Below are 26,607 nucleotides of genomic sequence, written 5' to 3'. Positions count from 1 at the left end.
ATTGCGTATAACCCTTTGGTAAAACAACCCAGCCATCATGAGCCTAACTATAGAAACCTCAAGGTTTATCCTGAGAAAGCCGGAGGAGCAGGATGCTCAGGGGTTTTTCGATTTAGATTTCGATCCTGAGGTTCACAAATACCTGGGGAACAACCCCATCAAAACAATGGATCAGGCTCATGATACGATTGCCTATGTCCGCAATCAGTACGACCAATACGGCATAGGCAGATGGGCGGTAATTGACAAAGCCACACAGGACTTCGTCGGCTGGTCAGGGCTGAAATTCGAGACCACCGTGCGTACTGATATGGACTACTACGACCTTGGCTACCGGCTCAGGCGGAAATACTGGGGCAAAGGCATTGCCACGGAGACTTCCCTGGCAGCATTGGAATATGGCTTTGAAAAGCTTGGGCTGGAGGAGATTTTCGCCGGTGCCCATGTAGAGAATATCGGTTCTAACAACGTCCTGCAAAAAGCAGGGCTTCGCTTAATCGAGGTGTTTAATTTTGACGGAGATCCACACAATTGGTATGGGATGGACAAAGCCGGTTGGTTAAAAAAGCACCAGAAGTAGCATGCCCGCAAGACTATAAGTGGCTTGCGATATACTTATTGAGGTCATGCTCCAACCCGGTAGGAAATTTCACCCCCTCCTCAAACCCTACATAGACGAGGCTAATCGCCTCATCGGGCAGGAAGAGGCTTTCATATTTGCTGAGCCATACGACAAGGTGCTGCTCCAGTTCCTCCAGTCGGGGCACGAGGGTTTTTAGAGCTGGATTGGCATTTAGGAGATCATAGGTCTTCTGGTGATTTTCCCGGATGACATTCTGAGTGTATCCTCTGATCATGCGGTGGTAGCGCTTTTCTTTATCGGTCATCTGGTCAAAATACTGTGCGAACACATGATAATAGTGATCCACCTCTTTGATATCAAAACGTTTGCGCAGGGAGGCCATTAATAAATTTCGAATATTGCACTGCGCCAGGTAAGCGTTGTGGGTCGCTTTGATTCGGTGGTGGATTTCTTCCAGCAATTCTAAACTGCGGTCTTCCTTACCGGCAGTGGCTTCTACCGCATGCAAATGGCGGTTCAGGCTAAGAATGGAAGATCGAATTTGATTCAGTTCCAGGTCAAGTTGTTCCTGGCTTGCGGTGCCTCCGTTCAGGCGTTTCTGGTAGTTATTCAGCCGGGATTTAAGCAGGATGATTGCTTCCTGGTCGGCTTCATCATTTACGCTCTGCGCCAACAGCTCCAAAGCCTGTTTTAGGTTACCTTCAATTATCGCCTCGTTGATGGCTAGTGCTATATCTTCGTTTTTCATGGGGCAGGTGAATTGATGCTATAATCATAACGACTCCAGAGGTTTGGGTGTTGTATGAGGAAACAAAGCCCCGCTGTTAGGAATCTGTAAATCCTTGTCTATCTTAGGCACAAAACCAATGCTATGCGATTTATAATTCTTGGCTGTCTCTGGCTCACCCAATATGCGCTGCCTGCTCAAATTGATCCAGCTGATATCCAAATCGCCCGCGACCAGTGGGGGGTGCCCCACATCTTTGCCCCTACGGATGCGGAAGTCGCCTACGGGCTCGCCTGGGCTTCTGCTGAAGACGACTTTCTCACCATGCAAAAGCAGTTGCTGCCCGCTAAGGGGCTAATGGGGCAGGTCTTTGGCAAACAAGGCGCTCAGCTTGATGTGATTGTGCACCTGCTGGGCGCAAGAAAAACTACCAGACAGCGCTACACCACCGATCTCAGCCCGGATTTCCGGAAGATACTCGAAGCTTATGCCGACGGGCTCAACGCCTATGCCGCCAGGCACCCAAAGGAAGTCCTCCACCGCAAGCTTTTCCCGGTGGATGGCCAAGACCTTATCCCCTCCTACATGCTCGGGCTGGCACTGCTTTCGCAAATTGATGAGCCACTGGGTGCCATTTTCAGCGGTCGCATGGGGCAGGAGGCCGACCGGGAAAGAGGCTCCAATGCCGCCGCCATCGCCCCGCATAAAACAACAACCGGAGAGACTTTTCTGCTCGCCAATTCTCACCAGCCCCTGGAAGGGCTGTACTCCTGGTACGAGGCCCATGTGTGCAGCGAGGAGGGCTGGAATATGCTGGGCGCGAATTTCCCGGGGGGCGTCAGTCTGTTCCTGGGCACCAATCCCTACCTCGGCTGGGCACATACCGTCAATTATCCTGATTTTACGGATATCTATCAACTGGATATGCACCCGGAACGGAAACTGGCTTACCGGTTTAATGGGGAATGGCTGGAACTGCAGCCCGACTTTTACAAGGCACGCATCCGGCTGCTTGGCTTTCTGCCCGTAGGCAAAAAGCAAAAATTTTACCAGAGCAAATACGGCATAACTTTCGAAACCCCCAATGGGTTTTTCGCCCTGCGCACGGTAGCCAATCAGACCATTAAAGCACCGGAGCAGTGGTACCGCATGAATAAAGCCCGGAACTGGGATGAATTCCGCGCGGCGCTGGATCTGCAAGGCATCACCTGTACTAACATCGTGTATGCGGATCGCGAAGGGCATGTTTATCATCTCGGGAATGGGCTGCTGCCCAAACGAGACCCCAACTACGACTGGTCGGGCATTCTGCCCGGCGATACTTCCGCCACCCTTTGGGGAAATGATTTTTACCCGGTAGACCAGCTGTTGCAGGTCCTTGACCCGCCTTCGGGCTATGTCTACAATTGCAACCATACGCCCTTCCGGAGTACTGGCCCCGAAGACAATCCCGACACCTCCGCCGTACCACACCACATGGGCTACAAACGCCCCAACGATCTCACCAATCGGGGCGCCCGCTTCCAGGCTTTGATGCAACAATATGAGCAGTTAAGCTACGAGGACTTCAAACGCATCAAGTACGATCAGGCTTATGAGCAGCCCATGGTGTCCGTGCCCTGGTTTGAGCCCATTTTCCATCTCAACCCCACTGATTATCCGGATATTCAGGAGCAAATCCGGCTGCTGCGGGATTGGGACCGGGTGGCTAACACGGACAGTAAAGCAGCTGCCACAACCATCCTGGCCTATTATCACCTTGAATCTGCCCTAAAATCCGGACAGTCGGTGCTGGAACTGGACACCCTGCCAGAGAAACGGCTTGCAGAAGCCCTGCGGTACGCTCAGGAGCATTTCGTTAAGCACTTTGGGCAACCTGTAGTCCGTCTCGGCAAGCTGCAGCAACACCGCCGGGGCGACGTCAGCCTGCCCATGGGCGGTGGCCCGGATGTACTCGCCGCCGTACGTAGCGAATTGCAGCCCGATGGCCGGCTCCGCCCCGTATCCGGTGATTCCTATATACAGTTTGTCCGCTACGGGAAAGAAGGGGTTCAAATTGAAAGCATCAATGCATACGGGGCCTCTGCACGCTCCGAGAGCCCGCACTATACGGATCAGATGCAACGTTTCACCCGGCAGGAGCTTAAGCCGATGACATTAGACAAGAAAACGGTGCTTCAGCAAGCGGTGCAGGTCTATCACCCGGAATAGAGGAAAGGTTGTGGATCGTTTTGTCCACACTCTTTTAGGTCACTCAATTTCAACTAACTATTTACCGAGCCGCCCTGTACTATAGTAAAAACGCCTCCATTGCCTCACACACTGCCTCTGGTTCTTCTACCGAAGACGTGTGCCCGGCCCGCGGAATACGCACAAGCTTCGCATTCGGGATGTGTTCCGCCAAGTATTCTGATTTGGCAGGAACGGTAGCTACATCTTCCTCCCCAACCAAGACTAAAGTTGGACATTGGATGTTGGAAAGGGCCTCTGGTGGCACTGCTTCCCGTTCAATAACTCCTTCCACAGCTCTCGTAATACTTCGATGGTTACTAATCAACTCCTTTTCCCATTTTTTTCTTAACGTCCATCGTTCCGTATCGGCTAAGAAGGAGGAGCCAAACATGATTTTCATGACCGGACGCTTTACCGCCCAAACGCCCAGCATTTTCACTATCCGGTTGAGCATTCGGTAACGGGGGATATTTTCCTTTGGCTCAGCCTGGGCGGAGGTATCCATAAGAATCAGCGATTGCACCCGCTCCGGGTTTCGGCTAGCCAGGCGCAACCCTACAAAACCGCCCATACTAAGTCCGGCAAAGTGGCAGCGGTCTACTTTTAGTGCATCGAGTAATGCCAGTACATCCTGTGTAAGGGTGTCCATATCATATCCCCCGGCCGCAACAGTGCTTCTACCCTGTCCCCGGTGGTCGTAAGTAATAATACGGTAGCGGTCTTTAAAGTGAGCGACCTGAGCAGCAAACATGCGGCTGCTCCACAACAAGCCATGAGCAAACACCAGCGTTTCTGAGCCCTGCCCGCTCTCTTCGTAAAAAATCTCGGTATGATTGATGTGTATTCTCGGCATATTTTTAGGAAAAAGATACAACTTTATGTGGACTTCCCAGCTTTGCAATCCCCCTAATGAACAGCGGGGTTACAAAAGCTAATTACATCCACTTGTTAAAGGGAAGCTTTGCTTTTTTTATTTAAATGGCTCGCTATGCGTATTGATGCACACCAACATTTTTGGGCTTATGACCCGGTTGCCTATCCCTGGATTTCGGAGGCGATGCCCGAACTCCAAAAGGACCGCCTGCCCACCGACCTTAGCCCTTTACTGAAAAAGGAAGGCATGGATGGCTGTGTGGCGGTGCAGGCCCGGCAATCCCTCAGCGAAACAGATTTCCTGCTCCGGCTGGCTGAGGAGTACCCTTTCATCAAAGGTGTGGTGGGATGGGTTGACCTGCAGGCACCTGATGTAGCGCAAACTCTGGAACATTACCAAAACAATTCTTTACTCAAAGGAATGCGCCATATTGTTCAGGACGAACCGGATGATGAGTTTCTGCTTCGCCCGGACTTTCTACGTGGTGTGCAGAAACTGGGACAGCAGGGCTATACCTATGACATCCTCGTCTTCGAGCGCCACCTCCCGGTAGTGCAAAAGTTCCTGGATGCCTGCCCCGATCAGCCTTTTGTGCTGGACCATTTAGGAAAACCTGTCATAGAAGGAGGGCCCAGTCCGCTTTGGACAGACCATATCCGGTCCATCGCCACCCACCCTAACGTGTACTGCAAGCTATCCGGGCTCGTCACTGAGGCAGACTGGAACAACTGGCAACGAGAGGACTTCTACCCTTTCCTGGATATCGCTATGGAAGCATTTGGGCCCGAGCGGCTTATGATTGGCTCAGACTGGCCGGTATGCCTGCTCGCCGCTGATTCCTACCACGAAACGATGAATGTAGTGCACACGTACCTCCGGCAATACGCCCCGGAAGCTCAACCGGCTATTCTGGGAGCAACTGCCACCAAATTTTACCAACTCAACTAAAAAACCATGGACTTAAACCTAAAAGATAAAGTATTCGTAGTCACCGGTGGCGCAAGCGGCATAGGCGCAGGCATCAGCCGGGCATTGGTGGCAGAAGGCGCCCTGCCCGTCATCGTTGGCCGCAATAAAACCAAAGGGGACGCGATCCTGGAGGACTTGGGCACGGGATACCAAATTGTTAAAAACCTCGGCACAGCGGAGAGCTGCCGCGAGGTCGTCGAAGAGGCCATCCGACTTACCGGCAGGGTGGACGGGTTGGTCAATAATGCCGGCGCCAATGATGGCGTAGGGCTGGAAAATGGGAGCCCGGAAGCCTGGATCAACTCCCTGCAAAAAAACCTGCACCATTATTATTATTTAGGACACTACCTGCTCCCCGAGCTTAAGAAGCGTAAAGGCAGTATTATCAATATCAGTTCTAAAACCGCCGTAACCGGGCAGGGTAATACCTCTGCCTACGCTGCTGCAAAGGGCGCACAACTGGCGCTCACCCGGGAATGGGCAGTGGAACTCCTACCCTACCAAATCCGCGTGAATGCCTTAATACCTGCCGAGGTCATGACCCCGCTTTACCGTACCTGGCTGGACACCTTTGATGACCCAGCTGCCAAACAGCGTAGCATCGAAAGCAAAATCCCGCTCGGGCAGCGCATGACAACGTGTGAGGAAATGGCAGATATGGCGGTATTCCTGCTCTCCAACCGTGCCTCCCACATCACCGGGCAGCATTTCTTTATCGATGGCGGGTACGTCCACCTGGACCGTGCCCTCTAAATCCAGCTTATGAAAACCTATTGCTATACCCTCGACCTCAAAAATGACCCGGCACTTATCGCGGAGTACGAGCGTTATCACGAAGCCGTCTGGCCGGAAATCCTCGAAAGCATAACTGAAAGTGGCATCCGGAACATGACCATCTACCGCTGGGCCAACCGCCTGTGCATGATCATGGAAACCGATCATGACTTTGACCCGGCAAAGAAAGCCCTTCTTGATGCTTCCAACCCAAAAGTCCAGGAGTGGGAAACGCTGATGTGGCAATACCAGCAAGCGCTGCCAGGTGTGGAGGCGGGGACGAAGTGGGTGGAAATGGAGGTGGTTTTCCAGCTTTAGTCACTACGAAAGTACATTTACGAAACCTCAATCATTTACAATCCACAGTTCCGGGAGGCTTTTCTTTAGTTCGGGAATAAAGACCTTATAAACTCCAGCCGGTATACTTGATATACTAGCTTGGTAGCGCTCCCCATGCTTGCTCACTGGGAATACGCCTATAAACCGGCCGTCAATATTATAGATTTCAATCCTACCTAAGGGTGGAAGGTTACCTCCAAGCTCAAAAAACACAAACTCCCCGGCTGAGGGGTTAGGAAATAACCGGGCTTTTTCTTCCCAGCCATCCCATGTTGTACTCACCTCAAGAGGCACCTGTACACTGTCCACTAAGATGCATTCCGCCGCATCCGTGACTGTTAATGTATAAGTGCCCATCTCTATTTGCAGCAGGTTAGCGGTGGTTTGCCAAACAGGATCGCCCCACTGGTAGAAAAACGGAGGTATGCCGCCAATTACAGTAGTAAATACATTGCCGCCGCTTAGCCCTATAGCCGGCTCCACCTCAAAGGATACGGCCAGTGAGTCTGGCTGAAGCAGCTGCTCTTGGGATACAAAGGTACAGCCATACGCATCTGTTACCGTGAGGCTGTAATTACCAGCTGGCAGGTCTTGAATAGAGCCAGAAACCTCTCCCGTGCTCCATAACAAGGAGAAAGGAGGAACCCCGCCTTCTGTTTCTATCTCAATACTTCCATCTTCTCCTCCAAAACAAAAAGGTCCTTCTTTCTGCCAAATAATATCCGGTCCAGGAGAAGCCTGAACTGTGGCATTTGCGGAGATACTGCAATTATTTGCATCTGTTACCTGCAAGGTATAAATGCCCTCAGAAAGCCCCCCTGCTAATTCCCCTTCCGCACCATGTGCCCACGAGTAATTGTAGGGAGGGATTCCTCCATCTACAACACCAAATAGCTGTCCCATATTCGTATTACAGGTATCGATTCCGTCTGCCATTTCTAGTAGCAATTCAGGAGGCTCCTGAAGCGTGACTGGTCCAACCGTAAAAACCTGACCCAATGCATCGGTAACTGTACAGGTATAGTTCCCACCGCCAATCCCGGTCAATGTGGAACCTATTGCGCCGGTATTCCAAACAAATGAAAATGGAGGAAAGAAACCCTGAGCAGTAACCGAGATGCTCCCGTTAGTATCACCAGCGCAGGTGGGAGACGCGGTCTCCACGTCAATAACCTCCAATGCTATTGATTCCGAAGTAAAAGAAAACACCCGGGAAGGGTCACTATATGCAGGCATGGGTGCACCATTATTATTTATCCAGCCATCTAGTTGTACTGTTTGCCCATTTTCTGAATACACCAAAACCTGTTCTTGCGCAGGATCATAAAGCAGTAATGTGAACACATCTATTTCCGTCATGCCCTCATCTATAGTATCCGTTGTAGCATCATCTCCAAAAATATTGAGATTGGCATAAGTGATCCCTTCAAACAGAATCACCTCCGATGCCCCGGCACAATTCCCCGCACTATCAAAAGCGGCAATCCAGCTGCCCACTGCAGCGGGTGAATCATCAAGCTCTACTTGTCCCAATAGGGTACCGGAAAATATAGTTGGAGTATAGACAAAGCCAGAGGGTTGAGCCCTAAGAGACTGCGGATTGAGCAGCATGCACAAACAAAGAGTAACCAAAAAGTGAAAAATTAATCTCATAATCTCAGGTGTTTTTTGCTTCAAGGGTTCAACTACCACTGCAGGACTATCGGCAAGGCTTCAACTCTATTCCCATTATGAATTAAACTGATTGTATACATTCCTTCCGGGACAGATGTGCTCGCCCAACTCGTTTGATAGGTTCCCGCGGAAATATGATGCAGTTGCTGCTGATGTACAGTTCGTCCTAACGCGTCCCGAACTAAGATCAATGCCTCTCCACCCTCTGAAAGCGTGTACTCCAGATTTAGCACCTCCGAAAAAGGCACAGGTGAGGCGACCAAAGCTTTCCGGGCAGGTAATCTTGGGAATTGGATCGACAACTGATGTAGCAAACGGTCGCTGTAAAAGGCGTGTACAGTATCAGCCAACTGATTACGGTACCGAAAATACAAACGAGAGCCCTCTGCGATGCCATCTTCTGCAACTGTAGTTAAATCGTCTCCATAAAAAGTCTTTGGTCTGATTAAGCCCTCTTCGTGGACTTGCAACTTACCTATCTGTTGCTGCTCTTCATTGAGCACCTCAATAATGGAGCCCACTGGCGCATTGGTTTCGCCCCACAAAAATGCATAATTCAGGTTCGGGCGTTGTGAAGGGTTTCGAATATCAACAGACTGAAGGGGATCAACATCCTGAAGCCTAATCCAATACCCCAGACTATTTTGCATCTCCTGTAAGCCATTGAAGATGGGCAAGAGTGAAGGATCAAAGTAGATATAGTCACCATCAAATCCTGTGGCAATTTCCAATTGGCTTTCGCTGATAAAACCACCTAAATAGTCTTGTGGAGTTCGTGTGTCCTGTGGCAAATAGGCTATTAGATTCCACCCATCGTCCATAGGCTTGAAGTAGGTATCCGGAATACGCTGTCCGGGTATACGCAAAGTATCTTCCTGGGTGACTCTAACCCAATACCCAAACCCTCTCGTCCAGTGTGTAAGGGTATTGAATAGTTGCAAGTTTGGGTTTGGGTCATAGAAAGAGGCCTCCTGATCAAAGCCCGTAACATACCTAAGATTACCTGGTAGCAACCCGCTAAACAAACTGACTACACTGCTATCGGTAGGCACCACATCGGTGGAAACCAAGTTCCAGCCCGGTTTCAAGGGTATAATATCCATGATGGAGCGCTCGAAATTATAAATGGCATTGGGGTTACTGTAAGCTGGCATTGGAGCCCCATTAGTGTTAACCCAATCTGTAAAAAGAGTAGCAGCTCCTGTAAACGGATAATCCAAGACTTCATCTTCGCTAGCATCCCAAAGATGAAGGGTAAAGGCTTCACCAGCACCAACCCCCTCGTCCTCAGGGGTCAGTGTATCGTCTCCATAAATTACCATGTTAATATAAGCGATGCCCTGACTGATAAGTACCTGGCTGCTGCCGGCGAGGTTTCCGGCTTCATCAAATGCTGCGACCCAGTCTGCCGCATTTGCAGGCACTCCTTCTACCTGAACCTGCCCAATAAAAGTACCCGCCTGATTGGTCGGTGTGGTTTCTCCCCATGGAGGCAAAATACCGGTGGTTGGCTCGGGCAATTGTTCTACATTGATGACAAAGCTGTTCCCACTGGAGACCATAGAAATAGTGCCAAACCTGGCTTGCCCATTGGTGTTGTCAGATAAAGCCGAGATGGTAAGGGTAAGAGGCCCAGTTCCTGTAAATTGGCTCGGCTGTATCCAGGAAGCGCTAGGCTGGGCAGTCCAAAAAGCACTGCTACCAACTACAACATCTCCCTGTGCCGAGCTCCCTTGTGTCCAGTCTAGGGTAATATTAGCAGGTGTAAAACCAATCCCGCTACCACCACTTTGACCATTTTGGGTGACGTTTAGAGTAGTACTGGCTCCACAGCCTGATACGGTCACGGTAGCGGTTCTGGGGCTTAGCTGACCATTGGCTATTGCCGTTACCGAAATGCTGGCATTCCCACTTCCAGAAGCCGGCTGTACCTGCAACCATGAGGGGACATTAGAGAAGGACCAATCGTTACAATTGGTAGATAAAGCGACCGTTTGACTGCCTCCGGATGGCAAAAAACTCAGCTGGCCAGGAGAAAGGGTAATACTTGCAGGAGCACTAATATGCACTGTATAATCCTCAGTCTCTCCAGTATGTATTGAACAGGGCCCAATGCCTGCTTCCTGGCTTACTGTGATTCGCATACGGGTACTACCACTTGGTGCTGTGGTTGGAATTGAAATACTGCCGGCGTATGCTACATCTTGAACCGGGCCACTACTCAGCATGAGTTCACCAGGCGATTCAAATACCTGGTTTTGATTTAAATCTACCCAAACATACCAATACACCGGCAGGAAGGTGCCTTCTCCATTTGCGGTAAGGGTAAGGTCGACACTTTGACCGGGATCCATAATTACAGGAAACTCATTTGTGAAGTCTGCATACCCATAATCATGACCAGAGTCTTTGAGCTGTCCATTCAATTGCCTGCTCTGAATGAATTCCTGATCGGAGGCACTGCCCGAACCACTGCCTCCGGAAATTAATAAGCTAAAATCCTGGTCGCTGCCTTGCAATTGACCGTTGTGGAAAACCTGTACTTGATAGGAGCCTGAGTTTGTAGAAGGCAAAAATATTTGTTCTACATTGTCTACACTATTTGGCTGATTGGTCTGGGCAGGTGCTCCGGGCTGGAGAATAGTGTAAGGGAAATAAGTAGTTCCATTGTGCACGATCCGAAGCTCCAGGTCATTGACCAATGCTTGCTGGCACCCTGACGAAGAGCAGGATGGCCCGGGGGGGTCAGTCCAAACCAGCGTCACCCGGATCGGTCCACCTTCACTATCGATATTTTGAGAGAAAGCACCATTGGCGTTGAGTGTTTCCTCAATGGTTGTTGCACCATCATTATCGAGGCTGCTGAGTATGAAATCTGCCGCTTTCCTAGCGTTCAGCACTCCCCAACCGTAGGCCATGTCGGGCCCTGGCGCAGGCCCCGCCTCATCAGCAGTGTGAATAGCAAGCGCCTTTAGCGTTGCAGAACGCATAAAGCTACCCGTCTCCCTTGCATGAAGCTCCTGCAACAGTAATAAACTCCCTGATACGTTCGGAGCCGACATAGAGGTTCCATTAAAGGAGCTATAATCGGTATCTGAATCTGCAGTAGAAGAATACAGCCCTACTCCATTGCCTACAATATCCGGCTTAATGCGACCATCATCGGCCCCACCCCAACTACTGAAAGAAGATATACTTACGTCCATGCTATTGGTATATCCACCCGGTAAATCATTGATTGCACCTACTGTGAGGATGTTTTTAGCTACACCGCCCTCAGGTATACAGTCATATCCCTCCGCGCCACCATCATCTTCCCTAAAGGCACTGCTGCTGACCCAATTACCAAAGTCATTTCTAACGAAATACTCCCCAGAGGAAGGCCCGGTATCATTTCTGTCGTTACCGGCTGACTTAACAATTAGATAGTAAGGAGCATTATAGGCAACTTGATCCCATCCACGAGACCTACTCGTATAACGACCAAAACGATCATCTTCGGTGTCGTTAAAATCACCAAACCAATAATATCCTGTACCTAGACTCGCTACAAATTCTCCGTAGTACCAGCCCGTAATCTGACCATATGAATGATTGGATATAAGCAGGTTATCGTTTGAGGCAGCTGATGCCATTTCGGAATTATCAAATAGCGAGGTATAGGCATGTAGCAAAGCCTGATTAGCCATCCCTCTGGCACTAGGCTCTACTCCTGCTCCAATCATCGTACCTGCAACATGGGTGGCATGATCATCGGCTGAGGTACTATTCTTTAGAATTACCCTTCCCTCCAACTCCTGATGCGAAACTAATGGCACCTCACCAACCTCCCAAATGCCTGCAAACATCGCATCGCCATTCAAGTTATAACTCCCACCCCAAAGCTGATCAGTAGAAGTCGTGGCGGCGGCAATGAGGTTGCTGTTATTAGCCGTATAAATAAGTTTTCCTGCTTCATTAATACCGGTTACTTGCCAGCCTTCGCCCCGGATTTTTACACCTGCCTGCTCTAGAGAGTCCACAACGACTTGTAACCGGGCATTTTCCTGCCTTTGCTCCTGAATAATTTGTTGTAACCGCTCATGGTTAGTCGCTTTTTGGACTTCTTCGTAGGCTTTATTGAATCGGTTGGAAAGCGTTGGCTGCTCGGTTTGTCCCTGAGTAAGCCCAGGCAGTAGAAGGAACGCCAGAATACTAAATGCTATATAATTATTCATCGTTTCCGATCTTTTGAATAGGTTCTTTTAATGAGGTTTAGTCCAACAGTTGCAATACACGCACACCATAGCTATCACAGTAAGGGCCACACCCTTCCGTTTGGAAAGTATGGGGAGCTGAGAAGGTGTCGCCACAATCAGCCATTACGCGGAACTCGTAGAATTCACATGGGGCAAAGCCTGCTAGACCTGCCTGGTTTGATGCCATCGTGAAAGAAGACCAGGTATTGTCTCCCAAAAGCCTAACCTCTAAAGTATATGCCCCTGCACCAGGGACATCATCCCATTTTACTGTAGCCCGGGTAGGCTCAAGTTCGCTTGTTGATAGATTTTGAGGAGTACCGCAGGCCTGATTGCCTTGTTGAGTTACCGTCAGGATGGCTGAGCCACCGCTGTTGCCTGTAATTGTTACTGATGAGCTTCGACCACTACTGCTGGCATTTGGAGCGCATTGGACAGCAATTGCCCCATTACCCGAACCGCCTTGTGTGAGCACCTGGAACCAACTTGCTCCCGGAGCACCAACTACCCAGTCTTGGTTGGAAATCACATTTACAGACTCGCTACCCCCGCCTGAGGGAAAACTCAACACCATCGGGTTTATTTCCAGCAAGGGATCGGCTGGCTCCTGCGTGACCTGAACCTGTCTAACAATCGAACCGTCTGCGGTAGCGATTGTTATGTCTGCTACACGCGGCACTACACCAGAGTAGGCGTTACAATCTACAACCAAGTTATCGTTATCACTACCACCGGAGGGCGTTACTGAAATCCAGGGGGCATTATCCGTTACCGTCCAGGGGGCATTTGAGCTTATCGCAAGGCTGGAAGACCCTCCAGTAGCCTGGAAAGACAAATTGAGGGGCGATACATTCAGGAAGAAGTTGGGAACCATTATATTGACTGTATAGTCCTCGACATCTATCCAATCTCCCGTTTCACAAGGTGTGGGATATGAATCCCGACCCATTGAAATCCTCATTCGTGTTGCCCCAGAAACTGCATTATAAGGTGTAATGATGCTACCCGTTACAACGCCATCGCTTGTACCTGTTGCAGATAGCACCTGCTCACCTCCATCCCAAAAGTCGCCGTCATTATTGAAATCAACCCAAACTCGCCAATAGACATCAGCAGGTGTCACATCAGTACCTGAAGTAAGGTTTATATTGTAACTGTCCCCTTTAATCAGATTAGCACTTTGGCTTGTAAAATCTGTATATCCATACCCATTCTCAGAGGTATTGCTGAGGTTAGCTACAGCCACTCCTGTGATCCAGTGATCCCATGACAAACCATAGCTATAACAATAGTCATCTCCGCAACCCAGAGTGGTAGCTGTTATAGTATTACTGAATCCGCTATTGCTGCCACTACAATTAGTCATGACCTGAAATTCGTAAGTAGTACATGGGTTTAAATTAGCCCAGACTACCGCAGAGCCAACAAAGCTATTTCCACTAATCCAAAAAGTTGTACCTTGTCTCCTGTGTCTGGTAATATAGTTGTCCGCTTCGGGCACCGCATCCCAGTCGAGTACTACATGGGATACGCCTACGGACTCTACCACAAAATTGTCTGGTAAAGGGCAGGGTGGAGAAATGATATTTACGCTATAATCTTCCACATCTTTATCTCCACCAGTTGTACAAGGAGTCGGATATCCATCCGGACTCGCCGCTATCCGCATTCTGGTAGAGCCAGTGGAGGCGCTCGCCGGAATGTTAATATTGCCAGATGCCAGGGTGGTACTATTACCAATAACAGAGAGCACTTGCTCGCCGGCATCTCCAAAGTCGTTATCATTATTGAAATCAATCCAAACTCTCCAGTACAGAGTGGCGGACACTACATCAGTACCCGGATTTAACCCAATGTTGTAGCCGCCTCCCTGCTCTACAGTGGCGTTCAGGTTCGTAAAGTTGGTATAGCCGTATCCGTTGGAAGAACTATTGTTGAGGTCTGAAAAGGTAACACCTTCAATCCATTGGTCCCAAGAAAGCCCATAGGTGTAGCAGTATGGATCACCGCAGCCCGTTGTAATACCAACAATGGTGTTACTAAAATCACTAAAATCACTGCCACACTGCGCCCTTACCTGGAACTCGTAGGTACTGCATGGCGTCATCCCTCCCCAGTTTACAGCAGTATTGGAAAATATATTATTGCTTAGGTTCCAGGTAGAATTACCAAGTAGCCGGAATCGGGTTTGATACCCTGTAGCTCATTGCACTGGATCCCAGCTCAGTGATACGTGAGCATATCCAGTACTAGTAGCATTCAAACCTACTGGCGCAAGGCATGGTGGAGGTGTAACAGTAATAGGCATCAGATAATACTCAGGGCTCGTGTTATTGCTGTTATCAGCGTCAGAATTAGCTATCCTGATACCAATAAAATAGTTGCCAAGGGGGGTAGTGCTCGGGACCTGAATGCTATTCGGCGTAAAGTTAACCTCTTGTGTACCTCTTGCCGGAAGGTTGAAGCCTGAGACGCTACCGCTAAAAATTTCAGTATCTGAAGTTGAAATAACTTCATTGTCAGACAGATAAACTTCTAATTGCAGGTTTCCAGAAAAAGCAGCTACTGAATAATTATGTATCAATACTGAGAGCGCTGAAAGTGAATTTCCTGCGGGTATGCTACCTGGGGCGCCAAATAATGTTAGGGGCAATAAATCAGGAGTACTAGATATATGGTCTGCAATAGTGTTATTAATCCAGTTGACTTTGCCTTGTGTTAAACGAGTATGACCTGTAGCTGGTATAGAAGAATTAATAAAAGGGGCTGCATTATGTGTTAGCACAGCATGCGTCCGTCGGTCGTTATTGGCTATATGATAGGAATTGCTGCCACTTTGACCAGGATATCCCAAATTGTAATGGACAACGATCTCATTGAAAGTAAGGTCATAATCGCCGTACCAATAATACATGAATTCACCATCGTATGGTGGGTCCGCAGGATAACCGGGGTTATGAAAAGTATTATTCAGGAAAAAATTGTTATTGCTATTTTGGTCATAGCCATACCAACCTGCTATACCACCTATGTGCCTATCTAATTCGATGACACTCAGATCAAAACTAAAATCTTGGTTTACAGTCCAACCTGTTAGGGACGTGAGTGAAGCTGAAATCCCACCCCCGAAGGCAGCTTGTTGATTCTGGTATCCAGGGTACACGAATATTTGATCGGCCCATCCTCCATTGGTGTGGCTGTAAACACAATGGCCTGCAGAGAGCACGTGTTTAGGATCAATGAGGGCTCCTGAGCAAACACCGATCTGCCCATTAGGCCATTCAATAAACAGTTTCACACTCGCGCTCCAGGGGTATTCATTGGTATTGGTCACCAAGCTGAGATTAGTGAAAGTAAGTAGCTCCTCAGCATCTGGAATATCATAACCCGGGTAAGCCCAATCAGGCAGCTCAACTCCCGGGGAGCCTACTGATGGTAAAGGGGACAAATCTTCGGACAAATCGTAAGTAGAAACGGATTGTGTAGCTACATCAAACCTGGTGACTTGGTTGGGCTGATTGTCTACCGGAGGAGCCCACTTTGGTAAAGGTATTGGTTTTGCATTTTCAAATAACTGCAATGGGGACTCCAATTGAGGCGACCCTTGACCATATATTTGCTGTGCAGACAAAAGCAACAATGTAAACATTAAGGCTGTTTGAGGCAAAGCGTAATCAACTACGATTCGTTTCATAGAGTTTGGTTTTTAAGTAGCCCTGAAAGGCTAACGCAAAGTGAGTCAAATCAGCTGGCGAATAGAAAAAAGACGCAGGGTGAAAAGCACCTCAAAAAACAATAGAAAGCGGCTTACTTCATGACCGGAATTTCGATGCACAAAAAAGATGATTCTGCCTGAAAATTAGCCGTCTCCGGTTGGAGCCTCTACCAGTGATAATCCATATATTCACGATGTCAATATCAAACAATACCCCGAAACGCAACCTAACCTCCCCTTTGCAATTGCGTTTTGCAAACTTTCTGCAAACAAATGAGCACAAAAACACAATTTTGGATTGATGTAGCCGAACACATATCCAAGGACACCGGTGGAGAACCACCTGAAAAATGGACAAAGTCAGAGATCGATCCCTTTCTCAAATACTTCCATCAGCAATTGCAAAAGCGTTGTGCTGAAGACCTCGCCCTAATCGCGGCCTGTGGTTGGCAACATCCTAAAAACGGGGCAATACCTGATGGGTCTACCATTTCCTATGATTCCTTCCGCCGGATATTCATTACCAATGAAAGCAAAGGCAACCGCACGACCCGGAACATGTTTGCCATTTACATGGGCTATCAATCCTACGATGACTATTGCAATCAACACAGTAGTAATTTATCCCATTCTCCTCCCCCACCACCTCAAGAGACCAACTCAGTACAGCCTGTCTTGAAAAAAACAACAGACCCATTTATAAACACGCCATCTGTAAAACAGAAGATGGGAAATTGGCAACGAGCTCTTCTGGCATTATTTACCATATCCCTACTCTACCTCGGCCTACGAGTCATCGCCCTCCCTACAATAAAGCCAAATGATCATGCTACTCAGTGGAGTCAAAAGAAAAAGCCTTTCCTCATTTTCAGAAATGACGACGGTATTGCGGTGATGCCTACAGAAGGAGGAGAACCTGTACAAGTTATCAAAAACAGAAGATACCTCACCGGTATGGACTATGACCATAAAAGCAACCTGCTTTTCTGGGCCAATTCCAATTCCAGCGAGTCTTATCTTGGGATTTCCTGTGCCCGGTTGAACAGCACCAACTCACAAATCATCCCCGGCAGCCTAAAGGACCAGCACATTAAAGAGGTAAGGTACCCCGCAGGCATTGCGCTGTACCCGGACAAAGAGATGCTATTCTGTGCTGATTATGGCGATTCTACCATTAAGGTCTTTAACTACGAGGGACAACTCCTAGACTCCGCCTTTGGAAACCGTTTGCCAGGCAAGCCCTCTTCTGTAGAGCTGGATATTGCAACCCAGAAACTTTACTGGACAGATGTGTCCAATCATAAAATTGGAAGGATAGACTTGCTTACCCTCGAGGTAGAGCCCGACTTTATTTCCGATGCCGGGCTTTACCCGGATGGGCTTTCTGTTAACAGCATCTATAACCAGCTTTTTTGGGCCAGCCCTAAGTCCAGGCAAATCGGTGTTGCCGACCTTGATGCCCGAAAGTCTAAATTAATAAACGTAGATGCCCCCATTGCTGCCGTAGAGGTAAATCAGGCAGACAGCCTGCTCTACTGTTCCCTGCTTGGATCAGATGTTATAAGGAAAGGGCTCGTCACACCTGACAGTGTTGTTTTTGATGCCCGAATCCCGCCTATATATACACATGGCAGTCGGCCAAGCGTTCTTAAAATCTCATTGGAATAACCGTTATTTGCCAAAGCCCAAAACACTACGGGATGCGGACCCAAAATGAGCTAAAATAAAACCCATTTTCAAGCTGTAGGTTAATTTTAAGTCTTATATTAACGATCCTCGCCAACAGTATCTGGCATTAACCCTTCGCATTATGAGATTAGTACAACACAAAAAGGAAGCTTACTGGTTTTACCGTTTTCTCTCCATTTTTTATGACAAGTTCGTCAACCCTCTTTTCTGGACAGTGCCCATGCGCGATAAATCTCTGGAAATGGGGCAACTGGAGGAAAAAGGAATTTCCGTGGTGGATGTTGGCTCCGGTACAGGCTTCAATACCGAAGGCATTGTCAAAAAAGTGCCGCCCCAACAGGTGACCTGCGTAGACCAAAGCCCGCATCAAATGTCAAAGGCCAAAGCCAAACCTGAACTACAGGGGTGCACCTTCCTGGAAGGGGATGCCGAAAACCTGCCCCTGCCTTCCAACAGCTTTGACCGCTATGTCTCTGCGGGAAGTATCGAATACTGGCCCGACCCCGCACGGGGCATACGCGAAGCCTACCGGGTAGTGAAGCCTGGCGGCCTTGCGCTGATGATTGGGCCGCTGGAGCCCGCCAACCCTATTGGGCGTTTTATTGCAGAACTTTGGATGCTATTCCCAAAGGAAGAAGAATACTGGCAGTGGTTCCGGGATGCTGGCTTTGAGGACCTGCAGGCCTGCTACGTCAAACCACAGTGGGTGGACGGTAAAGGCAAGTACGGTATTGCGCTTGCAGGCCGTAAGCCATTAACCGCGGGCCCGGTTGCTGAAGAGGTCCGGCAGGCAGGCCCGGAGGAGCCGGAATCCATGAGCATTGGGCGCCGTTTTTTGCTGGCGCTCAGAGTCATCATCGGGTCATTAGCTGGCTTTTTATTCATACCGGCGGCACTGATTGGCTATGCCCGTATTACTTTTTCGGATCAGTCACACATCCCCAAAGACCAACGGGAACGGCTCAACCACCACCAAATTACCGCAATCCTGGTGATCATCACCATAGTGGTCCTCCTCTTTGCTTTACTAAATCAATAAGGTATGCCGGCACTCAATGAAAAGATTGCTCATTTTTACGACCGCTCCACACAGGTGTGGCTGGACACCTGGGGCGAACACATGCATCATGGCTACTACGGCGATGGTCAACAGCCGAAGGACCACCGTCAGGCACAGACAGACCTGGTGAATGAACTGCTAAACTGGGGCGGGGTAACCCATGCCCCCCGCATACTTGATGCAGGTTGTGGTGTGGGCGGCAGCTCACGCTATCTGGCCCGTCAGCTGGGCGCAGAAGCGGTTCTGGGTTGTACACTCAGCCCGGTACAGGCCCAACGCGGCACGGAATACAACCGGCAGGCGGGCCTGGACCAAATTGTCCGTACAGAGGCTAGAGATATGATGTCGCTGCGCACCACAGACGGTCCATTCGACCTCGTATGGTCGATGGAAAGCGCCGAGCACATTGAGGATAAAGCCGGTATGCTACAGCTCTTTTACGACTTGCTGGCTCCCGGGGGACGGCTGTTGGTTGCCACCTGGTGCCACCGGGAGACGCCACCGGCCCTGACCCAAACCGACAAACAGATACTGGGCCGCATCCGGCAGCTTTACCATCTTCCGCCCCTGGTATCCCTGCCTGAACTGAAGCAACTTGCTGAAGCAGCCGAATTCGTCAACGTATCCACAGACGACTGGAGTGAGCAGGTGGCACCCTTTTGGAAAGCAGTCATACAGTCTGCCCTGCAGCTAAAAAGCCTCAGGGGGCTGCTGCAAGCCGGGTTGCCTACCATCCGTGGTGCTATTGCCATGCGGCATATGACACGTGGTTTTAAAACCGGGACTATTCGTTTTGGGTTGCTACAAGCCGAAAAACCTTTATGAATCCACTCATGAACTTCATCCGCTTCAGCCGGCCTCACACCATCGTTGGTACGAGCCTGAGTGTACTGACGCTCTATGTACTCGCATTAGCCTATGCAGAAGGAACTCCTGTCAACTGGGAAGTCCTTCTGGTAGCCTGGATCAGTTGCTTGGGGGCCAATATCTTCATCGTGGGGCTAAACCAGCTGACCGATATAGAAATTGACCGGATCAACAAACCCTATCTGCCGTTGGCATCAGGTGCCTATTCTGTCCGTACCGGACAACTCATCATAGGTATTTCCCTTTTGGTGGCCCTGAGCCTGGCGGTTTACGGTGGCAAGTACCTGCTATGGACTGTAGGGCTCAGCCTATTGCTTGGCATCGCTTACTCTATGCCACCGCTCCGGTTAAAGCGGTTCCACTTCTGGGCGGCATTCTGCATCATTGCGGTGCGGGGACTGATTGTAAACATCCTGCTGTTCCTGCATTTCCAGAAGCAGCTATCAGGTGTTGCCACGTTCCCTACACTCATTGGCTGGCTCACCGTTACTATTTTCATTTATGGGCTCATCATTGCCTGGTTTAAAGATATGCCTGACACCGCCGGCGATGAAGCTTACGAAATACAGACCCTTTCGCTCAAAGTCGGGCTCCGGCGGGTATTCTGGATCGGCAACAGCCTGCTTGCGGGGCTCTTCCTCCTTTTAACCCTTTTGCCGTTTTGGGTTGAGCTGGAAGTCGAGTCTCTAATCTTCAGTCTCGGGCACCTCGTGCTGCTCCTCGGCTTTTTAGGGCTGGCCAGCCGGGTGGATCTCTCCCAAAAAGCATCAATCATGCGGTACTATCAGGCGGTATGGGGGCTGTTTTTCCTGGAATATGGTATTTTCGCAGCATCCGGTTGGTTGGCCTGAACGCAACAACCACAACGGGAAACTGCTGATCCTGCTGCCGGTAAATGAACGGGGTACCGCAGTCCCAACACGCTATAAAAAGGGCACCGGAGCATTCATCCCCCGGTGCCTTTTGGTTTTACTGCTTAACCACGGGCCATGCGCCCCGGGCCGTCGCTGTTTGCAGGCGCACCCAGTATACGCCCGCGGGCAGTTGCCCCAGGGAGAGTGGCAGCTGCCAGCGTGTGCCGGTAACCGGTAACTGGCCCGATTGCAGGACCTGTCCCAGCGGACTTACCACAGACCACTGTAGCTCGGATACCTCAAAGCCATCGCCTTCCATCATTAGCGGGCCCTGCGTGGGATTTGGCGAAAGCCGGACCACCCAGTTTGCCGGAAAGCGCTCTATACTTGTAGACATCACGGTCACCGTTTGCAAGCCGCTCAGGCAACCATTCGCATCCATGACAACAACCCCGTAATCCCCATCTGGCAAACCGCTGATATTGCCCGGCTGCTCAAAGGTCATCCCCCCATCAATACTGTATGTGTAAGGCGGAGTGCCATTCAGCGCAATAATGGTAATGCTGTCTTGGATGACTTCGACCTGTACCTCAAGTGGCAGAGGCGCTGAAACCTCCACGGTCGTACTGAAGATAAAGCCTTCGCTGTCCTGCACATCCAACTCGTATAACCCGGGCTCCAGGCCACTAATGACAGGGTTGTCCCCGAAGCCGCCCTCATTCACCTGATAGGTGTACGGTGGAAATCCACCATTGACATTTAATACGGTAATGCTGCCGTCGGATGAACCAGCGCAGGAAAGGTTGCCCACTTCCAAACTGGCATCGGTAATGATGTTGATAAGGGCAAAGGTGCTGAAGCTGCAACCATTAGCATCCTGAACCATCAAGTCGTAAGACCCATTGCCCAAACCGGTAAAATCACCGGAATCACTGAAGGCCGTGCCGCCGTCAATACTGTACAGGTAAGGTGGCGTGCCACCTGAGCCCTGAAGGGACAAAGCCGCACCGTTTACTTCAACGCTGAGTTCAACCGGGGCCGGCTCGGTAATGAGCAGGCCTTCCAGCATAAAGATGCTGCCATTGCTATCCGTAATTTGTACAGCATAAGGCCCGGCAGGTAAGCCCTCGAATTCAGGGCTGCTCTGCCCATCTCCTCCATTCAAGCTATAGGTATACGGGAGCGCTCCGCCTTGAATGCCCGCAATAACGATACGGCCATCCGTACCGGCTGCGCAGCTTACATCCGAAACCGCAGCATCGGCCGCAACGATCACATTAATGGTGGCCTGCCCGGCAACTGTGCAGCCATTAGCGTCTTGCACAATGACGGAATAGGTGCCGTTTGCTAAATCTGCAAATACAGCATCCATACCCAACGTTGCCCCCCCATCAATACTATACTGATAGGGCGGCGTGCCCCCGGCAGCACTCAGGGCCAGGCTGGTGAGGTTAACCTCCAATGACAATTCGAGCAGCGCGGGTGCGCCCACTATCAGCCCCTGTAGTTGCAGGGCATTGCCGCTGGCATCAAAAATAGTGAGGTCATAAGTGCCCGCAGCCAGATTATCAAATACCGGGCTGTCCTGCACCGCACCTTCTCCCAGTTGGTAACTGTAAGGTGCTTCTCCGCCTTCGATGGTCCCGATGGACAGGCTACCATCTGCAGCATCACTGCAACTGGCACCGGTCGCACTGACTTCGGCGGCGATGATGAGATTAATGGTTACGCTTCCTGCCGTCGAACAACCATTGGCATCCACGGTCAGTATGCTATAAGTGCCGTTGGGCAAATCGGAGAACTCCATCGGCGTACCGAGGGTCGTACCGCCATCAATACTGTACTGATAGGGCGGAGTCCCGCCACTCCCCTGCAGCGACAAGTCATTGCCAGTAAGGCTGATATTCACTTCCAAAGGCTCGGGACCGCCTATCTGTATGCCCTCAATCCATAGCTCACTGCCATTCGCATCTGTGATTTGCAAATCGTAGCTGCCTGCTGCCAGACCGGTAAATACGGCCCCGGGCTGACTGTCCCCTCCGTTAAGGCTGAACACGTAGGGCGCTTCCCCGCCCTGTATACTACTTGCGGCAATGCTCCCATCTGATGCATCAGCGCAACTATTTTCCGTAGTACTGACTTCAACACTCTGTAGCAGATTGACGGTAAACGAAGCCGTGGCGAGGCATCCATTGGCATCTTCCACCACGAGTTCGTAATCACCGTTCGGGAGCCCTTCAAATGTGGACGCACTCCCAAAAATGCCCCCACCGTCTATACTGTACTGATAAGGAGGGGCACCTCCCAGCGCCTCAAGTACCAGGGTATTGACCAGGGTGCCTGCCGATAAAGACAAGGCGGCGGGCGCCATTAGGCTAACGGGCGGGAGCGTCGTTTCCTGTCCAGAGCCATCCGTTACCACGATGGTATAATCCCCGGCTGCCAGGTTGCTGAATACAGGAGTTTCCTGCGGCATACCGCCATTCAGAGTGTAGGCATAAGGCGGCAATCCACCGGAAACAACAACTTCAATTACTCCGTTCGCATCCCCGGCACAGCTTATCGGCTGAACCGCGGCAGCCTGAGCCGAAAGAACTGCCGGTTCTGAAATAACCAACTGGAATACTTCTGCGGGGCGCCAACCGCCCGCTGCGTCCGTCAGGTCAAATACAAACTGATCGGCGGTGGTAAAACTGGCATCATGCTGATAGGTCAACAGCCCGGCATTGATCGCAGCCTGAGTGAAAACATCACCAATGGCGAGGGCTCCCATCCCTTCCATTTGAAGAGTGCCGTTTTCAGGCAGGGCAGTCAGCCGGTAAGTGATGCTCTCGGGCGCAAGCCCATCCTTTTCATAAGCCAGGAAATCCGATGTAATGGTTTCCTGCTGTGCGTAGAGGACTTCCAGTGCCAGGTTGGCCAGTGTATCAACCGGAACGGGCAGGTCTGAAGGCGGGCAGGCTTCAATATACCAAATTACCAGGCTACCGCCATCCTGATTGAAGGCATCGCTTATCGTAAGGGTCCAGGTGCCGGCAGCGGGCAGCCCCGCAAAGCTGGAAAGCGGGCCTACAGGCTGAAAGCTACCGGAAATAGCATAGGGGCCACTGACTTCACAGGTATTTTCAAAATCATCAGCGGTGAGCAGCGCATCGTCATCAAAATCTACCAGCATATCATTCTGAGAGCACCCAAAGTCTGACCCGGGGACACCCGGCTGATCAAAAAGAGTAATGGTTGTGCCATCTTCTGATGCCAGAGTGGCGGATAAATCGCCCAGCCAGGTATGGTCGATGACCAGGCCAACATTCAGGTCCTGAATTGTAAAGTTGCCATCAGTTATCAGCGTCGTCGAAAAGTCACCGGTGCCGTCGGCTGGAATGACCAAGTCGGGCTCGGTATCAGCATACACCGCGCAGTTATTGCCCAGGGTTTGGAAACTGGACCATTCCACGCTGGCCTGAGCTCCGCATTCATTGACCGGCATAACCCGCCAGTAGTAAACCGTAAACTCCTGGAGCCCGCTAAGGTCGTAAGTCGTATCTGACAACGTTTCCGCCACCACGGTAGCCCCTCCAAATGCCGGAGAAGTAGCCACCTCCAGCTCGTAATGATCCGCGAAAGCGGAAGCCGCCCAGCTCAGGTTGGCCGATAAAGGGACCAGCTGTGCGCCGGCTGCCGGAGCTGCCAAAGCCGGAGGAAGGGGTACACCATTTGCCAGGTCCACCTCAAGGGTAAGGGTTTTGCTCAGGGTGGGGCTGCTCGCTTCAACCGACAGCTCGTAAAGGCCTCCCGGAGCACTCCCAAGATTGCTAATGGTCAGCAACGCGGTACCATCGGGAACAACAGGGTTTTCGCTAAAAGTAGGGACTGCGCCATCCGGCAGGCCGGTAACGGTCAGCTCAAGGGCCTCTCCAAAGCCGGCGATGGAAGTAAAATCCAGTTCAAAAACAGCGACGGTATCATTGCAGAGGGCCTGCGTTACCGGTGTAGCCGCCACCAGTACATTAGGGCTGGGCGGCAGTTGAATTTCGAAATTTTCATCAGAGATATCATAGAATATATTGCCTGAAGCCACCACCTGCACCCGCGCCGTTGAGGTCAGCTCCAGGGGCACAACAATTTCCTGCGCTCCGTCATTAGGTACGCCTTGCGCGAGCAAGACCGGGTAAGTAAAGCCGCCGTCTGTTGACAGGTAGATATCCACGGCACTGCAATTCACCGGTGCACCATCGGTTCCTGCCACGTCCCAGAGCACCGTCTCTACTTCGCCCACCTGCCATACCAGGCTGGTATTAGGCTGCTGTACGAGGAAAGGTCCGGCGTCATCAGAAAATACCAACGCCACATCGGTAGCATTCACACACCCCCCTCCCGGAAAGTTATCCCGGACCGAGCAGCGGAAGTTCATCGTCCGTGAGACGGAAGGCAATACTTCCCAGGCATCCGGCGCATTATTGACCACAGAGTTGAGGTTGGGCAAATAGCGGGTCGGCGAAGGGGTAGGCAGCAGAGACCGGAAAGACGGGCCGCCTGTACTGGCAGAGACCGGTGGCATAGTCGCCACTTCATTATCCATTTGCTCCCAGCAGTAGGTCAGGGAGTCGCCCTCTGCATCCGTCGCATCAGCACTAAGGAAAAAAGGCGTGGACACCGGCAGGAAGATCGTCTCCAAGCCCGCTGAAATCTGAGGAGCAGAGTTATCCAGATCGATGAGTTCCGGGCAGGTACTGCTGGCCCCAAATTCAATGGTATTGGTAATCTCCTGAATACTGATAGCATGAAAGTAATCGTCGCTGTTGTTTTGTACATTCGGGGAGCAAATTCCGGCGTACCCCATAATGGTAGAAGCACTGCCGGGCTCCATGGCCGCGGCACCCACCCGGTTACAGCTATTGTTTTGCGTATGGTTGCCCCCAAACTGATGGCCTATCTCATGCGATACATAATCGATATAGAAAGGGTCGTTGATGGGCGAAGGCAGTCCGGTTACGCCCCGTGCTTTTCGGTTGGTGCATACGGAAGCGAGGGAAGCCACACCGCCCCCTCCGGTACTAAAAACGTGCCCGATATCGTATTTATCCGAACCGATTACGTTGTCCAGGGTTGCCTGATTTTCGCCCAGCAGCGTAACGGAACTGTTATTGGTGTAGGGGTCAGTAGCGGCGTCGAGGTAAATCACCTGATCGGTTGAGCCGATCAACTCCATGTGTATGGTAAAGTCACGCTCGTAAACACCGTTGACCCGGGTCATAGCTACGTTGTAGGCGGCCAGCACATCCGGCACCGTCCCCCCGTGAAACTGTGCATACTCTCCTGTACAGCCAATAGCTAAGCGGTAGTTCCGAAGAATGCAATCACCGATCAAAGCTGCCGCAGGCGTTTCCACTACAGGCACCTCAGCGCCCGGTTCCTCCTGCATACGGCAACTGAAATCATTGCCCGGTATACCGGCGTAATCTGACTTATAATAGACCTGATGGTAGCGGGTTTGCCCTTCGGCATAGAGGTCGATGAAAACCGTGCTGTGCAGACCGGAAAGGATTATAGCGTGAAAACCTTTGTGGGTAAAACCGAAGCGGGCGTAGGCGGTCCCGTCCTCCGGGCTGTACCCGGCGTAGGAGCGCATGCCGGGGAAACGGGCAGACAAGGCTTCGTCCATGACCGGTGCCTCTACCACCCTGAAAGTCCGGTTGTGGCCATTGGGCAACGGCAATTCTACCGTCACGGCATTCAACCTGGCCCCCGGGCTTTGCCACATTGGGGCATCGGAGAGAACAGCCTTTAGGGCTTCAAGGTTCACACCAATGACGCGGGCTTCAGCGGGCTGAATCTGCCGTTCACCACTTAGCCGTTCGGCATCCTGAACAGTTGCGTCATTAAACCAGGTTTGAGCAGTGGAGGGAATGGAAAAGGCGAAGCAAAAACATAGGCATAGCGATGCGTAGAGCGTTTTTTTCATGCTTATTTGTTTTTTTGGCATTATTTGCCCTGAAAGAGCAAATGGCCAGT

The 26,607-nt window shown here is 50.8% G+C and carries 16 protein-coding genes; 9 read left to right on the top strand and 7 right to left on the bottom strand.

The features are described 5' to 3' along the window. Window positions 1-37 precede the first annotated feature (37 nt). Window positions 38-580, top strand: coding sequence for a GNAT family N-acetyltransferase (locus RIC19_RS06615; protein ID WP_350177508.1), 543 nt, complete (start codon window positions 38-40; stop codon window positions 578-580). 13 nt (window positions 581-593) lie between these two features. On the opposite strand, the gene RIC19_RS06610 is transcribed toward RIC19_RS06615, so the two are convergent. Next, window positions 594-1,331, bottom strand: a complete 738-nt coding sequence (locus RIC19_RS06610; protein ID WP_350177507.1) for a hypothetical protein — start codon at window positions 1,329-1,331, stop codon at window positions 594-596. Window positions 1,332-1,454: 123 nt separating this feature from the next. Between RIC19_RS06610 and RIC19_RS06605 the strand changes: the two genes are divergently transcribed. Continuing rightward, a complete protein-coding gene (locus RIC19_RS06605) occupies window positions 1,455-3,521 on the top strand; it encodes a penicillin acylase family protein (RefSeq protein ID WP_350177506.1) in 2,067 nt (688 codons plus the stop codon). A 79-nt stretch (window positions 3,522-3,600) separates the two neighbouring features. On the opposite strand, the gene RIC19_RS06600 is transcribed toward RIC19_RS06605, so the two are convergent. Continuing rightward, window positions 3,601-4,395 (bottom strand): alpha/beta fold hydrolase, encoded by a 795-nt coding sequence (locus RIC19_RS06600; RefSeq protein ID WP_350177505.1) that lies wholly within the window; start codon window positions 4,393-4,395, stop codon window positions 3,601-3,603. A gap of 135 nt (window positions 4,396-4,530) precedes the next feature. Between RIC19_RS06600 and RIC19_RS06595 the strand changes: the two genes are divergently transcribed. The 3 genes from RIC19_RS06595 to RIC19_RS06585 are packed head-to-tail and all read left to right on the top strand — an operon-like array spanning window position 4,531 to window position 6,477. Next, the gene (locus RIC19_RS06595) at window positions 4,531-5,364 is read left to right on the top strand and encodes an amidohydrolase family protein (protein WP_350177504.1); all 834 of its coding nucleotides are present in this window, start codon (window positions 4,531-4,533) and stop codon (window positions 5,362-5,364) included. 6 nt (window positions 5,365-5,370) lie between these two features. Continuing rightward, window positions 5,371-6,138, top strand: a complete 768-nt coding sequence (locus tag RIC19_RS06590) for an L-fucose dehydrogenase (RefSeq protein WP_350177503.1) — start codon at window positions 5,371-5,373, stop codon at window positions 6,136-6,138. A gap of 9 nt (window positions 6,139-6,147) precedes the next feature. Then, window positions 6,148-6,477: an L-rhamnose mutarotase gene (locus tag RIC19_RS06585; protein WP_350177502.1), complete on the top strand. Its 330-nt coding sequence runs from the start codon at window positions 6,148-6,150 to the stop codon at window positions 6,475-6,477. Window positions 6,478-6,504: 27 nt separating this feature from the next. On the opposite strand, the gene RIC19_RS06580 is transcribed toward RIC19_RS06585, so the two are convergent. From RIC19_RS06580 to RIC19_RS06565, 4 genes are all read right to left on the bottom strand, one after another. After that, complete coding sequence (locus RIC19_RS06580) at window positions 6,505-8,175, bottom strand: T9SS type A sorting domain-containing protein (protein ID WP_350177501.1); 1,671 nt, start codon at window positions 8,173-8,175, stop codon at window positions 6,505-6,507. Between the two features lie 8 nt (window positions 8,176-8,183). After that, the gene (locus tag RIC19_RS06575) at window positions 8,184-12,389 is read right to left on the bottom strand and encodes a S8 family serine peptidase (RefSeq protein WP_350177500.1); all 4,206 of its coding nucleotides are present in this window, start codon (window positions 12,387-12,389) and stop codon (window positions 8,184-8,186) included. 37 nt (window positions 12,390-12,426) lie between these two features. After that, window positions 12,427-14,517: a GEVED domain-containing protein gene (locus tag RIC19_RS06570; RefSeq protein ID WP_350177499.1), complete on the bottom strand. Its 2,091-nt coding sequence runs from the start codon at window positions 14,515-14,517 to the stop codon at window positions 12,427-12,429. Between the two features lie 96 nt (window positions 14,518-14,613). Beyond that, on the bottom strand, window positions 14,614-16,104 hold the full coding sequence (locus RIC19_RS06565; protein WP_350177498.1) for a trypsin-like serine peptidase: 1,491 nt from the start codon (window positions 16,102-16,104) through the stop codon (window positions 14,614-14,616). Window positions 16,105-16,398: 294 nt separating this feature from the next. Here RIC19_RS06565 and RIC19_RS06560 point away from each other — a divergent pair, with 294 nt between their 5' ends. The 4 genes from RIC19_RS06560 (at window position 16,399) to RIC19_RS06545 (ending at window position 20,592) form a co-directional block, all read left to right on the top strand. Further along, window positions 16,399-17,793: a YncE family protein gene (locus RIC19_RS06560; RefSeq protein WP_350177497.1), complete on the top strand. Its 1,395-nt coding sequence runs from the start codon at window positions 16,399-16,401 to the stop codon at window positions 17,791-17,793. Between the two features lie 142 nt (window positions 17,794-17,935). After that, on the top strand, window positions 17,936-18,853 hold the full coding sequence (locus RIC19_RS06555; protein WP_350177496.1) for a methyltransferase domain-containing protein: 918 nt from the start codon (window positions 17,936-17,938) through the stop codon (window positions 18,851-18,853). A 3-nt stretch (window positions 18,854-18,856) separates the two neighbouring features. Next, entirely contained in the window at window positions 18,857-19,699 is an 843-nt protein-coding gene (locus RIC19_RS06550) for a methyltransferase domain-containing protein (protein WP_350177495.1), read from the top strand. Next, window positions 19,696-20,592, top strand: coding sequence for a homogentisate phytyltransferase (locus RIC19_RS06545; RefSeq protein WP_350177494.1), 897 nt, complete (start codon window positions 19,696-19,698; stop codon window positions 20,590-20,592). Before RIC19_RS06550 ends, RIC19_RS06545 begins: the two co-directional genes overlap by 4 nt. A gap of 118 nt (window positions 20,593-20,710) precedes the next feature. On the opposite strand, the gene RIC19_RS06540 is transcribed toward RIC19_RS06545, so the two are convergent. Then, window positions 20,711-26,557: a reprolysin-like metallopeptidase gene (locus RIC19_RS06540; protein ID WP_350177493.1), complete on the bottom strand. Its 5,847-nt coding sequence runs from the start codon at window positions 26,555-26,557 to the stop codon at window positions 20,711-20,713. Between the last annotated feature and the right edge of the window lie 50 nt (window positions 26,558-26,607).

Source organism: Phaeodactylibacter sp., assembly GCF_040219495.1.
Lineage (GTDB): Bacteria > Bacteroidota > Bacteroidia > Chitinophagales > Saprospiraceae > Phaeodactylibacter.
This window is presented reverse-complemented; position numbering and strand designations above follow the sequence as displayed.

Excerpts from the sequence above, each read along its gene's own strand:
- RIC19_RS06550 (WP_350177495.1), top strand. The coding sequence starts at position 18,857 with ATGCCGGCACTCAATGAAAAGATTGCTCATTTTTACGACCGCTCCACA.
- RIC19_RS06575 (WP_350177500.1), bottom strand. The coding sequence starts at position 12,389 with ATGAATAATTATATAGCATTTAGTATTCTGGCGTTCCTTCTACTGCCT.
- RIC19_RS06560 (WP_350177497.1), top strand. The coding sequence starts at position 16,399 with ATGAGCACAAAAACACAATTTTGGATTGATGTAGCCGAACACATATCC.
- RIC19_RS06605 (WP_350177506.1), top strand. The coding sequence starts at position 1,455 with ATGCGATTTATAATTCTTGGCTGTCTCTGGCTCACCCAATATGCGCTG.
- RIC19_RS06555 (WP_350177496.1), top strand. The coding sequence starts at position 17,936 with ATGAGATTAGTACAACACAAAAAGGAAGCTTACTGGTTTTACCGTTTT.
- RIC19_RS06600 (WP_350177505.1), bottom strand. The coding sequence starts at position 4,395 with ATGCCGAGAATACACATCAATCATACCGAGATTTTTTACGAAGAGAGC.
- RIC19_RS06595 (WP_350177504.1), top strand. The coding sequence starts at position 4,531 with ATGCGTATTGATGCACACCAACATTTTTGGGCTTATGACCCGGTTGCC.
- RIC19_RS06615 (WP_350177508.1), top strand. The coding sequence starts at position 38 with ATGAGCCTAACTATAGAAACCTCAAGGTTTATCCTGAGAAAGCCGGAG.
- RIC19_RS06545 (WP_350177494.1), top strand. The coding sequence starts at position 19,696 with ATGAATCCACTCATGAACTTCATCCGCTTCAGCCGGCCTCACACCATC.
- RIC19_RS06570 (WP_350177499.1), bottom strand. The coding sequence starts at position 14,517 with ATGACGCCATGCAGTACCTACGAGTTCCAGGTAAGGGCGCAGTGTGGC.
- RIC19_RS06565 (WP_350177498.1), bottom strand. The coding sequence starts at position 16,104 with ATGAAACGAATCGTAGTTGATTACGCTTTGCCTCAAACAGCCTTAATG.
- RIC19_RS06590 (WP_350177503.1), top strand. The coding sequence starts at position 5,371 with ATGGACTTAAACCTAAAAGATAAAGTATTCGTAGTCACCGGTGGCGCA.
- RIC19_RS06585 (WP_350177502.1), top strand. The coding sequence starts at position 6,148 with ATGAAAACCTATTGCTATACCCTCGACCTCAAAAATGACCCGGCACTT.
- RIC19_RS06540 (WP_350177493.1), bottom strand. The coding sequence starts at position 26,557 with ATGAAAAAAACGCTCTACGCATCGCTATGCCTATGTTTTTGCTTCGCC.
- RIC19_RS06610 (WP_350177507.1), bottom strand. The coding sequence starts at position 1,331 with ATGAAAAACGAAGATATAGCACTAGCCATCAACGAGGCGATAATTGAA.